Origin of the sequence: Afipia sp. OHSU_II-C1, assembly GCF_000497575.1 — a bacterium.
Taxonomy (GTDB): Bacteria; Pseudomonadota; Alphaproteobacteria; order Rhizobiales; family Xanthobacteraceae; genus Afipia.
Window position 1 is genome coordinate 64,255 of sequence record NZ_APJI01000020.1, and the last position, 14,489, is coordinate 78,743.

Here is a 14,489-nt window from a genome sequence, read left to right on the forward strand (position 1 = left end):
ACACGCCCGAGCGCATGACGAGACCTGAACGATGATCGAAAATCGCAATACCATCCTCGCCGTCATCCTGTCGGGCCTTGTGCTGATCGCATGGCAATACCTCTACAACATTCCGCAGATGGAAAAGCAGCGCGCCGCGCAGCAGGCCGAGCTGGCGCAGAAGCAGGCCGCCAATCCGGCGACGCCCGCGACCACCACGCCGAGCGCGAACCAGCCGACGCCCGCCGCTCCCGGCCAGCAGGCCGGTGCACCGGCAACGCCAGCCTCCGCTGCGCCGATCCAGAGCCGCCCCTCCGCGATTGCAGCCGGCCCACGCGTGAAGATCGACACGCCCAACATCAGCGGCAGCATCGCGCTGACCGGTGCCCGCATCGACGACGTCGCGCTGGTGAAATACCGCGAGACCGTCGATCCGAAATCGCCCGCCATTGAACTGTTCTCGCCGTCGGGCACCAAGGAACCGTTCTACGCCGAATTCGGCTTCGTGCCGGCCGCAGGCGCAACGACGAAGATGCCGACCCGCGACACCGTCTGGACGCAGGAAGGCACCGGCGCGCTGACCCCGAAGACTCCGGTCACGCTGACCTGGAACAACGGCCAGGGCCTGACGTTCAAGCGCACCATTTCGATCGACGACAAGTATCTGTTCACGATCAAGGACGACGTCTCCAACGTCGGCGATGCTCCGGTCACGCTGTATCCGTTCGGCCTCATTTCGCGTCACGGCACGCCGCACGTCTCCGGCTACTACATCCTGCACGAAGGCCTGATCGGCGTTCTCGGCGATCAGGGCCTGCAGGAGTACGGCTACAAGAAAATGGACGATGCCAAGGCGGTCGAGTTCAAGGTGACCAACGCCTGGATGGGCATCACCGACAAGTACTGGGCTGCGACGCTACTGCCGAGCCCGAAGGCCAACGTGCAGGCGCGCTTCTCGTCCAACCTCGTCGGCACGCTGCGCACCTACCAGACCGACTATCTGCTCGATCCGATGACGATTGCGATCGGCGGCACCGCCAGCACGGCGACCAGCCTGTTCGCCGGCGCCAAGGAAAGCGCCACCGTCGACGCCTACGACAAGCAGCTCGGCCTCAACAAGTTCGACCGCCTGATCGACTGGGGCTGGTTCTACTTCATCACCAAGCCGATGTTCTGGGCGATCGACTGGTTCTTCCACATCTTCGGCAACTTCGGCGTCGCCATCCTGGCGGTGACGGTGCTGGTCAAGCTGATCTTCTTCCCGCTCGCCAACAAGTCCTATGCGTCGATGGCGAAGATGAAGGCCGTCCAGCCGCAGCTGGCCGCGCTGAAGGACAAGTATCCTGACGACAAGATGAAGCAGCAGCAGGAGATGATGGAGATCTACAAGAAGGAGAAGATCAACCCGATCGCGGGCTGTCTTCCGATTCTGATCCAGATCCCGGTGTTCTTCTCGCTCTACAAGGTTCTGTTCGTCACCATCGAAATGCGGCACGCGCCGTTCTTCGGCTGGATCAAGGACCTTTCCGCGCCCGATCCGACCAACCTGTTCAACCTGTTCGGCCTGTTCGCGTTCGATCCGACGCAGCTTCCGGTTCTCGGCTACTACCTGCATCTCGGCATCTGGCCGATCATCATGGGCATCACGATGTGGTTCCAGATGAAGCTGAACCCGACGCCGCCCGATCCGACGCAGAAGATGATCTTCGACTGGATGCCGCTGATCTTCACCTTCATGCTCGCGGGCTTCCCGGCAGGTCTTGTGATCTACTGGGCCTGGAACAACCTGCTGTCCGTGCTGCAGCAGAGCTACATCATGAAGAAGAACGGCGCGAAGATCGAATTGTTCGACAACGTGAAGTCGACCTTCGCGGGCAGCAAGAAAACGACGTAGCGACGGCTCGTTCTACGAGCGCCGCGCATATCTCTCACCGTCATGCCCGGGCTTGTCCCGGGCATCCACGTCTTGTCAGGCGGTAAAGTAAGGCGTGGATGGCCGGGACAAGCCCGGCCATGACGAAATAGGATGGTCCAGCTCATTGGACAAAACTGGAAGACCTTCGCATGACCGATCAAACCGATGCGGAGCTGATTGAAGCCGGGCGGAAGATCTTCGCCGGCGACTGGCAGTTTTTCTGGGCTTCCCCGTCGATCGAAGCGCTGCCGCCGATGAAAGGCGTCGAGGTCGCGTTCGCCGGCCGCTCCAATGTCGGCAAATCCAGCCTCATCAATGCACTCACGGGCCGCAACGGGCTGGCGCGCACCTCGCACACACCCGGCCGCACCCAGGAACTGATCTTCTTCGAAGGCCCGACGCCAGCGGACGGCAAGGACGCCGGCCTGCGGCTGGTGGACATGCCGGGTTACGGCTACGCCTCCGCGCCCAAGGCCAAGGTCGCGTCATGGACCACGCTGATCCACAAATTCCTGCAGGGCCGCGCCAACCTCGCCCGCGTCTATGTGCTGATCGACTCCCGTCACGGCTTCAAGGACGTCGACAACGACGTGCTCAAGACGCTCGACAAGTCCGCCGTCAGCTATCAGGTGGTGCTGACCAAGGTCGACCAGGTCAAGAAGACCGCGCTTGAGGACACCCTCGCCGCAACCAAGGCAGCGCTGGCGAAACACCCCGCGGCGTTTCCCGACGTGCTGGTGACATCGTCGCGCACCGGCGACGGCATGCCCGAGCTGCGCGCCGCCATGATCCGTCTTCTCAGGGAAAGAATCTGATGACCCAGAATGGCGCGCTGCGCCTTGCAGCCATCCTCGCCGGGCTGATGGGCGCGGCCGGTGTCGCGCTGGCGGCGGCGTCTGCCCACCAGCCCGACGCATCGCGGCTGGCCTCCGCCTCATCGATGCTGCTGTTCCACGCCAGCGCCGTCATCGGCGCTGCGCTGCTGACCGGGCACGGCATCGCCAGACGCGGTCTCGGCCTGGCTGCGACCTTCGGCTTCATCGTTGGCGCGGCGCTGTTCGCAGGCGACTTGACCATGCGCCAGTATGCCGGTCATGGATTGTTCACAATGGCCGCGCCGACCGGCGGCACACTCCTTATTCTGAGCTGGCTGGTGCTGGCCATCGCTGCGGCCTGGCCGTGGCACGCAGGCTGATCCGCGCCGCGGACGCTTTGCACCCTCGCGCCAATCGGCTAAACCCTCGTCGAATCATTGCCCGCCTGAACGAGAATTTCCCCATGATCGATCTGCCGACCAATATCAGCGCACAGGATCAGGCCCGCATCCTGTCGGAAGCGCTGCCGCACATGCAGCAGTACGACGAGGAAACCATCGTCATCAAATACGGCGGCCATGCCATGGGCGAGGAAAACCTGGCCCGGCAGTTCGCCCGCGACATCGTCCTGCTTGAACAGACCGCGATCAATCCCGTGGTCGTCCATGGCGGCGGCCCGCAGATCGCATCCATGCTGGCGCGGCTCGGCATCAAGTCGGAATTCGCAGCAGGCCTGCGCGTGACCGACGCGCCGACGATGGAAATCGTCGAGATGGTGCTGGCCGGCTCGATCAACAAATCGATCGTCAGCCATATCAACGAAGCCGGCGGCAAGGCGGTTGGCCTGTGCGGCAAGGACGGCAACATGGTGACCGCCGTCAAGGCGACCCGCACCATGGTCGATCCCGGCTCCAACATCGAGAAGGTGGTCGATCTCGGCTTCGTCGGCGAACCCGACAAGGTCGATCTCACGCTGCTCAACCAGCTGATCGGTTACGAACTCATTCCGGTGCTGGCTCCGCTGGCCTCATCCGGCGACGGCAAGACCTACAATGTCAACGCCGACACCTTCGCGGGTGCCGTGGCCGGCGCGCTGAAGGCCAAGCGCCTGCTGCTCCTGACCGACGTGCCCGGCGTGCTCGACAAGTCGAAGAAGCTCATTCCCGAACTGTCGATCAAGGACGCGCGCAAGCTGATCGCCGACGGCACCATTTCCGGCGGCATGATCCCGAAGGTCGAGACCTGCATCTATTCGCTGGAAGCCGGTGTCGAAGGCGTGGTCATCATCGACGGCAAGACGCCGCACGCGGTGCTGCTCGAACTGTTCACCAATCAGGGCACGGGAACACTGATCCACAAGTGATGATGTCTCGACCATGAGCGAGAAGGTCGCAACATTCTCCGGCGTCATGGCCGGGCCTGTCCCGGCCATCCACGCCTTGGCTTCGCGCGGCAAGAAAGACGTGGATGCCCGGAACAAGTCCGGGCATGACGTTGAGAGAAACGTGGTTGTTGCTTTGATCGCTCTTGCGACAGCTATTTTTACTACAGTTGCATCAACCTCCCCCGCCCGCGCCGATCTTAAAATCTGCAATCGCATGAGTTATGTCGTCGAAGCCGCCATCGGCATCGAGGACAAGACCGCCACCGCGACGCGCGGCTGGTTCCGCATCGATCCGGCAACCTGCCGTGTGGTGGCGCAAGGCAACATCACCGCCGACCGCATCCTGCTGCATGCGCGGTCCCTGCCGGTCTATGGCGCGTCGCCCGCGCCGCAGAACGGCACCGACAATCTTTGCATTGCGCCAAAAGACTTCGTCATTGCCGGACGCCAGTGCCGCGGCGGCCAGACCGCGGCGGCGTTCACCGAAATCAAACCCAGCAACGGCGAAGACGGGCATCAGATCGCGTATCTCGCCGAAGGTGCCGAGTATGACGACGAGCAGGCGCGCCTCGCCGCGATCCAGCGGCTGCTGGTGATCGCAGGCTATGACGCCGCCCCCATCGACGGCGTCGACGGCCCGAAAACGCAGAATGCCCTCGCCGCATTCCTGAAAGCGCGCGGCCTCAATCCCGATGCAGTCCAGTCGTCCAATTTCTTCGAGACCATGATCGCGGCGGTCGAACAGCCCTCCGCCACCGGCCTCACCTGGTGCAACGACACGCAGTATCGCGTGATGGCCTCCATTGCCACCGACGACGGCAAGACCGTCACCAGCCGCGGCTGGTATCGCATCGAGCCCGGCAAGTGCCTGCATCCCGACGTGACGGGGCAGCCCCGCAGGATCTACAGTTTCGCCGAGGCGGTCGACAGCGATGGCCGCACCATCAAGATCAACAGCCGCCCGGTGAACTGGGGCGGCACCACCATGCTCTGCACCCGCGAGACGCAGTTCGAATTCACCGAACAGGGCGACTGCGGCGGGCGGGGATTGAACGCCAGCGGCTATGAGCGCGTCGAGATCGGCGCGGGCGCCGGCAAGACTTTGAGATTCGGACCACCATGATTCAGAAAGACAAGCGCAGCTTCACCCATGTCGAGACATGGGTGTTCGATCTCGACAACACGCTCTACCCGCATCACGTCAATCTGTGGCAGCAGGTCGACGTGCGCATCCGCGATTTCGTCGCGCAGTATCTGAATGTGCCGAAGGACGAAGCCTTCAGGATTCAGAAGGACTATTATCGCCGTTACGGCACCACCATGCGCGGCATGATGACCGAGCATGGCCTGCGCGCCGATGATTTCCTCGCTTATGTCCATGAGATCGACCACTCGCCGCTCGAACCCAATCCGGCAATGGGCGCCGCGATCGAAAAACTCCCCGGCCGCAAGCTGATCCTCACCAACGGCTCGCGCGCCCATGCCGGCAAGGTGCTGGAACGGCTCGGCATCGCGAAAAACTTCGAGGACGTGTTCGATATCGTCGCCGCCGAGCTGGAGCCGAAGCCCGCGCGGCAGACTTATATGAAGTTTCTCAAGCTGCATGGCGTGGATCCCGCCAAGGCCGCGATGTTCGAGGATCTCGCCCGCAACCTGGTGACGCCGCACGATCTCGGCATGACCACAGTTCTGGTGGTGCCGGACGGCACCAAGAACGTGGTCCGCGAGGACTGGGAGCTGGAGGGCCGCGACGCCGCCTATGTCGATCACATTACCGACGATCTGACCGGGTTTTTGGCGGCGATTAAGGCTCTATAGAAATCACCCCACCCGACCGGCCTTCGGCCGGCCACCCTCCCCATCAAGGGGAGGGACAAGAAATGCGGCAGCACTGGTTCTTTCTTCTCCCTCCCCCTTGTGGGGAGGGTCGGCGCGAAGCGCCGGGGTGGGGCAATCCTCGCAAACATCCCATGCTTATGGCGAGTTCGCCCAGCTTGACTCAACGCCCGCAAAACCGACAAAAGACGTATGCAGATTGTCAATACGCATACTGACAATCAATAAATCCGATCGCACTCCCCAAGGAACACCGATGTCTCTCTCCGCGCTTGAAACCACGCTGAATGCCGCCTTCGAGGCCCGCGATACCGTCAACGCCAATACCAAGGGTGAGGTGCGCGATGCCGTGGAGCTGGCGCTCAACCTGCTCGACAAGGGCGAAGCGCGCGTGGCGGAGCGGCAGGCCGACGGCAAATGGCATGTCAATCAGTGGCTGAAGAAGGCGGTGCTGCTGTCCTTCCGTCTCAACGACATGGCGCCGATCACCGGCGGCCCCGGCGGCGCGCAGTGGTGGGACAAGGTGTCCTCAAAGTTCGAGGACTGGGGCGAGAACCGTTTCCGCGACGCCGGCTTCCGCGCTGTGCCGGGCGCGATCGTCCGCCGCTCGGCCTATATTGCCAAGAACGTTGTGCTGATGCCGTCCTTCGTCAATCTCGGCGCTTATGTCGATGAAGCGACCATGGTCGACACCTGGTCCACCGTCGGCTCCTGCGCCCAGATCGGCAAGCGCGTGCACATCTCGGGCGGCGTCGGCATCGGCGGCGTGCTGGAGCCGCTGCAGGCCGGTCCCGTCATCATCGAGGACGACTGCTTCATAGGCGCGCGCTCCGAAGTCGCCGAAGGCGTCATCGTGCGAAAGGGCGCGGTGCTCGCGATGGGCGTGTTCCTCGGCGCATCGACCAAGATCGTTGATCGCGAAACCGGCGAGACCTTCATCGGCGAAGTGCCGGAATATGCGGTGCTCGTTCCCGGCACACTGCCCGGCAAGCCGCTGAAGAACGGCCAGCCAGGTCCGAACACGGCCTGCGCCGTCATCGTCAAGCGCGTCGATGAGCGCACCCGCTCGAAGACCAGCATCAACGAACTGCTGCGGGACTGATATATAGACTGCTTCCGGTTTTCGGTTGATCGGATAAATGTGGGCCATGGATTTGATAACACTGCTTTTCTATTTCAGTGGCCGCATCAGCCGGATTGAGTATTGGCTTTCCCTCCTCTTCTACCTTCTTGTAGCGATCATTCTCCTGACCGCCGTATTCTGGTTCGGGGGGGACAATCACCGGGTGCTGTTCAAGGTAATCGCGATTCCCATCGTCATCGCCGGCTCGTGGTCCGGTTTCGCAGTCGGCATCAAGCGGCTACATGATCGCAACAAAAGCGGTTGGTGGATTGGCTTGTTCTTGCTCGGCCCCAGCGTACTAAGCAGCGTCGGCAGCTCGATTGCCAATAGCATCGCGTTCCTCTTTTATTTCGCCGGTTCCGCGATCAGTATCTGGGCTCTCGTTGAGCTGGGCTTTCTGCGCGGCACCCGAGGACCAAACAAGTATGGCGCCGAACCGTTCACCGATTCTGACACCATAAAAAGGATATAATGTCGACCGACGCCCTTTCCATCGCCCGTGATCTGCTGCGTTGTCCCTCCGTGACGCCGGCAGACGCGGGCGCGCTCAGTGTACTGGAGAAGCTGCTCGGCGATGCCGGGTTCGAGGTGCATCGCGTCACCTTCTCCGAACCCGGCGCGGCCGACATCGACAATCTCTATGCGCGGATCGGCACGGAGGCACCGCACATCACCTTCGCGGGCCACACCGACGTGGTGCCCGCAGGCGATGAATCCAAGTGGACCCACGGCGCGTTCGCCGGGGACGTCAAGGACGGCATGCTCTATGGCCGCGGCGCGGTCGACATGAAAGGCGGCATCGCCTGCGCGGTTGCCGCCACGCTTGAATACCTCGCCGCGAACGGCGGCAAGCCCAAAGGCTCGATTTCGTTTCTGATCACCGGCGACGAGGAAGACATCGCCGTCAACGGCACCGTGAAGCTCCTAAAGTGGGCGGCGGAGCGCGGCGAAAAGTTCGATCACTGCGTGCTGGGTGAGCCCAGCAACGTCAACGAGATGGGCGATACCATCAAGATCGGACGGCGCGGTTCGCAATCCGGCACGATCATTGTCGACGGCGTGCAGGGGCATGTCGCCTATCCGCACCGCGCGTCCAATCCGGTGCCGGACATAGCGGCGCTGATCGCCGCATTGAGCGGCGATCCGCTCGACAAGGGCACCGAACACTTTCAGCCGTCGAACCTCGAGTTCACCTCGGTCGATGTCGGCAATCCGGCCTGGAACGTGATCCCGGCGCAGGCGCGGGCGCGCTTCAACATCCGCTACAACGATTGCCATACCCGCGAATCCCTCCGCGCGCTGATCGAGGAGCGCGTGACCAAAGCCAGCGGCAACCGCATCAAGGCGCATGTGGTCTGGGAGCCGTCGAACGCCGACGTGTTCCGGACCAGGCCGGGACCGTTCACCGATCTCGTCGTCGCCGCTATCGAAGACGTCACCGGCCGCAAGCCCGAGCTGAACACCGGCGGCGGCACCTCGGATGCACGCTTCATCACGCATTATTGCCCGGTGCTGGAATTCGGCCTTGTCGGCCAGACCATGCACCAGATCGACGAACGCACGCCGGTGTCCGATCTCGAAAAACTTACGAAGATCTATCGCGGCGTGCTGGATCGCTATTTCGCATGAATGACCCGGACATGAGCGGCCATATCGTTGTTCTTACCGCCATCGATACTGAACTGAACAAGGCGCGCGCGCCGGAAGGCGTCGAGGTGATCTACACCGGCGTCGGCAAGGTCAACGCAGCGAGCATCGCGACGCTGGCGGTGATGGCGCTGCAGCCGAAGCTGATCGTCAATTACGGTACCGCCGGCAAGATCGCGCATATCCATAACGGACTCGTGGAAGTCGCGCACACGGTTCAGCGCGACATGGCCGCGATGCCGCTGGCGCCGCGCGGGCGCACGCCGTTCTCGCCGGAGATGGACCGGCTGTCCTCGGGCCACGGCAGCGTCGTCTGCGGCACCGGCGACAGCTTCGTGACCTCCGTCGATCCGTGGCTGGTCGAGAACAACATCGACATCGTCGACATGGAACTGTTCGCGATTGCCCATGTCTGCCAGTGCCACAACGTACCGTGGCGGGCGTTCAAGTTCATCACCGATGCCGCCGATGAGAACGCCGCGGATCACTGGAACGAGAACGTCGCCGGTGGCGAAGATCTGTTCTGGGATGTGATGAAAGATATAGCGCGATAGTCGCTTCGTACCGTCATTGCGAGCGAAGCGAAGCAATCCATCTTCTCATATGTGCAGACAAAGAGTGGACTGCTTCGTCGCTTCGCTCCTCGCAATGACGATTTACCGAGCTAATACTCCACCCGCACCAGATAGAGTCCGTCCGGCGGCGCAACAGGGCCGCAGGCCGTACGGTCGCGCGCCTCGAGCGCATTGCGCAAATCCTGTGCCGTCCAGCGTCCATGGCCGACCCAGACCAGCGAGCCGACCATCGAACGCACCTGACTGTGCAGGAACGAGCGCGCCGAGGTCGTGATATTCACGTCATCGCCGTCACGCGTCACATCGAGTGCGTCCAGCGTTTTCTCCGGCGACTTCGCCTGACATTCGGTGTCGCGAAAGGTGGTGAAGTCGTGCTTGCCGACTAGCATCTGCGCGGCTTCCTGCATCGCCGCGACATCGAGCGGCCGCGGCACGCGCCACGCGTGCCCTGCTTTCAGGGCGAGGTTCGCCCGGTGATTGACGATGCGGTAGATGTAGTGCCGCTTGGTCGCCGAGAACCGCGCATCGAAAGTTTCCGGTACGATCTCCGCCGACAGCACGCCGATCGGATGCGGGCGCAGATGGGCGTTCAGCGCATCGCGCACGCGATCGGCCCTGTAGTCCTTTGCCAGATCGATATGCGCCACCTGCCCGAGCGCATGGACACCGGCATCGGTGCGGCCTGCGCCGTTGACCCGCACATCGTCGCCGGTCATCGCCTTCACGGCATCTTCAAGCGCGCCCTGCACGGACGGGCCCTTGTCCTGATACTGCCACCCCCAGAAGGGAGCGCCGTCATATTCGATGAGGAGCTTGTAGCGGGGCATCAGCTCACACGCGCCGGCGGCTTGAGCGGCGTGCCGTTGAGAAACGCATCGGCCTTCATCGGCGGCTTCCCGGCACGCTGCAAGTCGAGAATCCGGATCGCATCCTGGCCGCAGGCAATCGTCAGCTTGTCGTCCAGCACATCGCCCGGCGCACCGGAGCCCTTGGCCAATTCACAGCGCAGCACCTTGATGCGCACCGGCTCGCCATCGATGGCGATCTCGAACCACGCGCCCGGAAACGGCGAGAGGCCGTGGATATGCCGCAAAACCTCACGCGCTGATTTGGTCCAGTCGATCCGCGCCTCGGCCTTGTCGATTTTGGCGGCGTAGGTGACGCCCTCTTCGCTCTGCTTCGTGAATTGCAGGCCGCCGCGCGATAGTCCGCCCATCGCCCGCACCATCAAATCCGCTCCGAGAGGCGCAAGCGCATCGTGCAAATCCTGCGCGGTCATGGCGTCGGTGATCGGCAGGCGCTCCGCCATCGCCACGTCACCAGTGTCGAGTCCGGCATCCATCTTCATGACCATGACGCCGGACTCCGCATCGCCCGTCATGATCGCGCGCTGGATCGGCGCGGCGCCGCGCCAGCGCGGCAGCAACGACCCATGCAGGTTGAAACAGCCGAGCGGCACGGCGTCGATAATGTTCTGCGGCAGGATCATGCCGTAAGCCACGACAACGGCGGCATCGGCATTGTGCGAACGGAACTCGGCTTCGGCTTCCGGCGTCTTCAGCGTTTTCGGCGTCAGCACCGGAATGCCGAGTTGTCGCGCAGCCTGCTCCACCGGTGTCGCCTGCAGCTTCATGCCGCGGCCAGCCGGCTTCGGCGCGCGCGTATAGACCGCCGCAATCTCATGGCCGTGGTCCGCCAGCGCCAGCAGCGTCGGCACCGCGAAATCCGGCGTGCCCATGAAGATCAGACGAAGCGGCATCAAAAGCTCCGGCTTATTTCGCCGCGAGCTTGGCGGCCTTGGTGAACTTCTTCATCACGCGGTCGCGCTTGAGCTTGGAGAGATAGTCCACGAACAGCACACCGTTGAGGTGATCGATCTCGTGCTGGATGCAGGTGGCGTAAAGTCCCTCCGCATCTTCCTCGCGCATCACGCCTTCGATATCCATGAAGCGCACCCGCACCCGCGCCGGCCGCTCGACCTCCTCATAGTATTCGGGGATCGACAGGCAGCCTTCCTCGTAAACGGACATCTCGTCGGACGACGCCAGAATTTCCGGATTGATGAAGACGCGCGGTTCCTTTTCCCCCTCCTTCTTGGACAGATCCATGGTGATCAGGCGCAGCGGCACGGCGACCTGGATCGCGGCCAGGCCGATGCCGGGCGCGTCATACATGGTCTGGAACATGTCGTCGGCCAGCGCCCGGATCTCGGGCGTGATCTTTTCAACCGGCTTGGAGATCAGCCGCAGTTGCTTGTCGGGAAGGATGATGATGTCGCGATTGGCCATGGGCGCGATGTAATGGGAGCGCCAGCCGCGGTCAAACCCGTTGTGGGCTCAGGCGCTTGGCTGGAGGCAAATGCCGTTAACCGGCGATTAACCATAAAAAACAAGACGTTATTAACCATAAAATGTTCCCTATTCGTTCGCTTCGAGCACCGAATCGGGTTACAAAGGGGCATGAACGAGATCCTTTTCATGGCCGGCGATCTGCCGGTTCGCGTAGGCGATGCCCTCATCGCATTCGGCGTGCTTGCGCTGCTGCTGCTGCTGACCATCGCCATCGTCATCGCGCGCTCCGGCCGCAAGGGTGCTGAGGCGGCCATGGCGCAGGCGGTGCGCGCCGACGAGCTTGAAGAGCGGCTCGCAGAAGTCCTGCGCATGCAGAGCGAATCCACCGGCCGGGTTCATGAAATGGGGCAAGCGCTGGTGGGACGTCAGGCGGAGATGGCCCGCGCCGTCAACGAGCGGCTGGATTCGGTGACGCATCGCGTCGGCCAGTCCATGGAACAGACCACGCGCAACACGATGGATAGCTTGCGCGTGCTGCACGAGCGCCTCGGCATCATCGACAACGCGCATAAGAATCTTACCGACCTCACCTCGCAGGTAACGACGCTGCGTGACGTGCTCGCCAACAAGCAGTCGCGCGGCGCATTCGGCCAGGCGCGGATGGAAGCCATCGTGCAGGACGGCATGCCGAAAGACTCCTATGCCTTTCAGCACACGCTCTCGAACCGGACCCGCCCGGACTGCGTGATCTTCCTGCCGGACCAGCGGCCGCTGTGCGTCGATGCGAAATTTCCGCTGGAATCCGTCACCGCCTTGCGCGATGCGCGCAGCGACGAGGAGAAGAAATACGCCACCCAGCGGCTGCGGCAGGACGTGATGAAGCACGTCAACGACATCGCCGAGAAGTATCTCATTCCCGGCGAGACGCAGGACACGGCGCTGATGTTCGTGCCGTCGGAATCGGTTTACGCGGAAATTCACGATGGCTTCGACGACGTGATCCAGAAAGCCTACCGCGCGCGGGTGGTACTGGTGTCGCCGTCGCTGCTGATGCTGGCGATCCAGGTGATGCAGCAGATCCTGAAGGACGCGCGGATGCGCGACGCCGCCGACCAGATCCGCACCGAGGTCATGCACATGTCGGACGATCTCGGCCGTCTGCGCGACCGCGTGCTGAAGCTGCAAAAGGACTTCGGCAACGTCAACGAAGACGTTCGCCAGATCCTGATTTCGGCGGAGAAGATCGAGAAGCGCGCCGGCCGTATCGAGGAACTGGATTTTAGCAAGAGCAGCGAGCCCGCCGACGCGCGCATGGTGACCGGCGGCAGCGATCTGTTCCCGGCCCACCCGCTCCGCAAATTGCAGGCGGGCGAATAATCGTCGCAATCGGGACTTACCCCACCCCGGCGCTTCGCGCCGACCCTCCCCACAAGGGGGAGGGAGAAGAAAGACTTGTGCTCGCCACACCTCCTATCCCTCCCCTCGATGGGGAGGTGGCTGACCACAGGTCAGCCGGGTGGGGTGATCGGCCAAGAATCTGCTAACACCATCGCATGACAGCACCCGATAGCGCCGAACCAGTCTCAGCTCCCCGCGCCTCGTGGCGCGAGGCGCTGGCCGTCTATCTGCAAAAGCGCGTGCTGATCGTGCTGTTCCTCGGCTTCTCGTCGGGACTGCCGCTGGCGCTGTCCGGCTCGACGCTTCTGGTGTGGATGCGGGAATCCGGCGTCGATCTCGGCACCATCGGCCTGTTCGCTCTGGTCGGCACGCCCTACACCCTGAAATTCCTCTGGGCGCCACTGGTTGACGCGCTGCATGTGCCGCTGCTGACACGCCTGCTCGGGCGGCGGCGCGGCTGGCTGGTGTTCGCGCAACTGCTTTTGATCGGAGCGATCCTGCTGCTGGCGGTGACCGATCCGGCGCGCTCGCCATTCTATGTTGCGCTCGGTGCGCTGCTGGTCGCGGCCGCGTCGGCAACGCAGGATATCGTGGTCGATGCCTTTCGCGTCGAAAGCCTGCCGGAGAGCGAGCAGGCCGCCGGCATGGCTTCGTACGTGGCCGCCTACCGCGTCGGCATGCTGATCTCCACTGCCGGCGCGCTGTTTCTGGTCAGCGCATTCGAAGGCACCGGCCTGACCAAGCCGATCGCGTGGATGTGGGGCTACATCGCAATGGCCGCGATGGTGCTGATCGGGATGATCGCGGCGCTTGTCGCCACCGAACCCGAACAGTCGCGCCGCGCCGAAGCAGCAACCTCCGGTGAGAACGCGATCTCCCGCGTCGTCGGCGCCGCCGTCGGCGCATTCACCGAATTCCTGACCCGCAAGGACGTCTGGGCGGTGCTCGCCTTCGTGATCCTCTACAAGTTCACGGATTCATTTTCCGGCACCATGACCGCGCCGTTCGTGATCGATCTTGGATTCACGCGCAACGATTATGCCGCCATCGTCAAGGGCGTCGGGCTTGCCGCGACACTGGTCGGCGGCTTTGCCGGAGGCTTTCTCGCGCGCGCATGGTCGCTGGAAGCGTGTCTGTGGATCGGAGGCGTGCTGCAGGCGATTTCGAATCTCGCCTTCGCCTGGCTGGCCTTTGTCGGACACAATCAATGGGCGCTGGCGCTGGCGATCACGGTCGAGAACTTTACCGGCGCCATCGGCACAGTGATCTTCGTCGCCTATCTGTCATCGCTGTGCCAGAGCCCGCTGCACACCGCGACCCAGTACGCGCTGCTCACCGCCTTCGCCGCCATCGGCAGAACCTATCTCTCCGCGGGCGCGGGCTATGTCGCGCAGGCCACCGGCTGGCCGGCGTTCTTCGTGCTCAGCGTGCTGGTCGCGGTGCCGAGCTTGATCCTGCTGGCGTGGCTACAGCGGCGCGGGCACTTCAAGACGCTGGCACGGCGCGAAGCCATCGCGGCGTAATGC

15 protein-coding genes are annotated in these 14,489 nt (G+C 63.1%); 12 read left to right on the forward strand and 3 right to left on the reverse strand.

What is annotated here, in order from left to right:
- Positions 1-31 precede the first annotated feature (31 nt).
- From yidC to I554_RS0121135, 10 genes are all read left to right on the forward strand, one after another.
- A complete protein-coding gene (gene yidC, locus I554_RS0121090) occupies positions 32-1,873 on the forward strand; it encodes a membrane protein insertase YidC (RefSeq protein ID WP_024574424.1) in 1,842 nt (613 codons plus the stop codon).
- Positions 1,874-2,043: 170 nt separating this feature from the next.
- Positions 2,044-2,709, forward strand: a complete 666-nt coding sequence (gene yihA / locus I554_RS0121095) for a ribosome biogenesis GTP-binding protein YihA/YsxC (protein ID WP_024574425.1) — start codon at positions 2,044-2,046, stop codon at positions 2,707-2,709.
- Positions 2,709-3,089 (forward strand): DUF423 domain-containing protein, encoded by a 381-nt coding sequence (locus I554_RS0121100; protein WP_024574426.1) that lies wholly within the window; start codon positions 2,709-2,711, stop codon positions 3,087-3,089. The genes yihA and I554_RS0121100 overlap by 1 nt, the downstream gene beginning before the upstream one ends.
- Positions 3,090-3,172: 83 nt before the next feature.
- Positions 3,173-4,072, forward strand: a complete 900-nt coding sequence (gene argB / locus I554_RS0121105) for an acetylglutamate kinase (protein WP_006022320.1) — start codon at positions 3,173-3,175, stop codon at positions 4,070-4,072.
- Positions 4,073-4,085: 13 nt separating this feature from the next.
- On the forward strand, positions 4,086-5,216 hold the full coding sequence (locus tag I554_RS0121110; protein WP_244432813.1) for a DUF1036 domain-containing protein: 1,131 nt from the start codon (positions 4,086-4,088) through the stop codon (positions 5,214-5,216).
- Positions 5,213-5,911: a pyrimidine 5'-nucleotidase gene (locus tag I554_RS0121115; protein ID WP_024574428.1), complete on the forward strand. Its 699-nt coding sequence runs from the start codon at positions 5,213-5,215 to the stop codon at positions 5,909-5,911. Before I554_RS0121110 ends, I554_RS0121115 begins: the two co-directional genes overlap by 4 nt.
- Positions 5,912-6,185: 274 nt before the next feature.
- The gene (gene dapD, locus I554_RS0121120; RefSeq protein WP_024574429.1) at positions 6,186-7,031 is read left to right on the forward strand and encodes a 2,3,4,5-tetrahydropyridine-2,6-dicarboxylate N-succinyltransferase; all 846 of its coding nucleotides are present in this window, start codon (positions 6,186-6,188) and stop codon (positions 7,029-7,031) included.
- 46 nt (positions 7,032-7,077) lie between these two features.
- The gene (locus I554_RS0121125; protein WP_024574430.1) at positions 7,078-7,524 is read left to right on the forward strand and encodes a DUF805 domain-containing protein; all 447 of its coding nucleotides are present in this window, start codon (positions 7,078-7,080) and stop codon (positions 7,522-7,524) included.
- A complete protein-coding gene (gene dapE, locus I554_RS0121130) occupies positions 7,524-8,681 on the forward strand; it encodes a succinyl-diaminopimelate desuccinylase (RefSeq protein WP_024574431.1) in 1,158 nt (385 codons plus the stop codon). Before I554_RS0121125 ends, dapE begins: the two co-directional genes overlap by 1 nt.
- Positions 8,678-9,253 carry a 5'-methylthioadenosine nucleosidase gene (locus tag I554_RS0121135; RefSeq protein ID WP_034462365.1) on the forward strand — a complete coding sequence of 192 codons (576 nt, stop codon included), beginning with the start codon at positions 8,678-8,680 and terminating at the stop codon, positions 9,251-9,253. Before dapE ends, I554_RS0121135 begins: the two co-directional genes overlap by 4 nt.
- A 110-nt stretch (positions 9,254-9,363) precedes the next feature.
- Here the strand turns inward: I554_RS0121135 and truA are convergent, their stop codons facing one another.
- The 3 genes from truA to def are packed head-to-tail and all read right to left on the reverse strand — an operon-like array spanning position 9,364 to position 11,562.
- Positions 9,364-10,101 carry a tRNA pseudouridine(38-40) synthase TruA gene (gene truA / locus I554_RS0121140; protein ID WP_024574433.1) on the reverse strand — a complete coding sequence of 246 codons (738 nt, stop codon included), beginning with the start codon at positions 10,099-10,101 and terminating at the stop codon, positions 9,364-9,366.
- Complete coding sequence (gene fmt, locus I554_RS0121145; protein ID WP_024574434.1) at positions 10,101-11,033, reverse strand: methionyl-tRNA formyltransferase; 933 nt, start codon at positions 11,031-11,033, stop codon at positions 10,101-10,103. The genes truA and fmt overlap by 1 nt, the downstream gene beginning before the upstream one ends.
- Before the next feature lie 13 nt (positions 11,034-11,046).
- Entirely contained in the window at positions 11,047-11,562 is a 516-nt protein-coding gene (def, locus tag I554_RS0121150; protein WP_024574435.1) for a peptide deformylase, read from the reverse strand.
- 171 nt (positions 11,563-11,733) lie between these two features.
- Here def and rmuC point away from each other — a divergent pair, with 171 nt between their 5' ends.
- Positions 11,734-12,942 (forward strand): DNA recombination protein RmuC, encoded by a 1,209-nt coding sequence (gene rmuC, locus I554_RS0121155; RefSeq protein ID WP_024574436.1) that lies wholly within the window; start codon positions 11,734-11,736, stop codon positions 12,940-12,942.
- A 176-nt stretch (positions 12,943-13,118) separates the two neighbouring features.
- Positions 13,119-14,486 carry an MFS transporter gene (locus tag I554_RS0121160; RefSeq protein WP_024574437.1) on the forward strand — a complete coding sequence of 456 codons (1,368 nt, stop codon included), beginning with the start codon at positions 13,119-13,121 and terminating at the stop codon, positions 14,484-14,486.
- Positions 14,487-14,489: the final 3 nt, after the last annotated feature.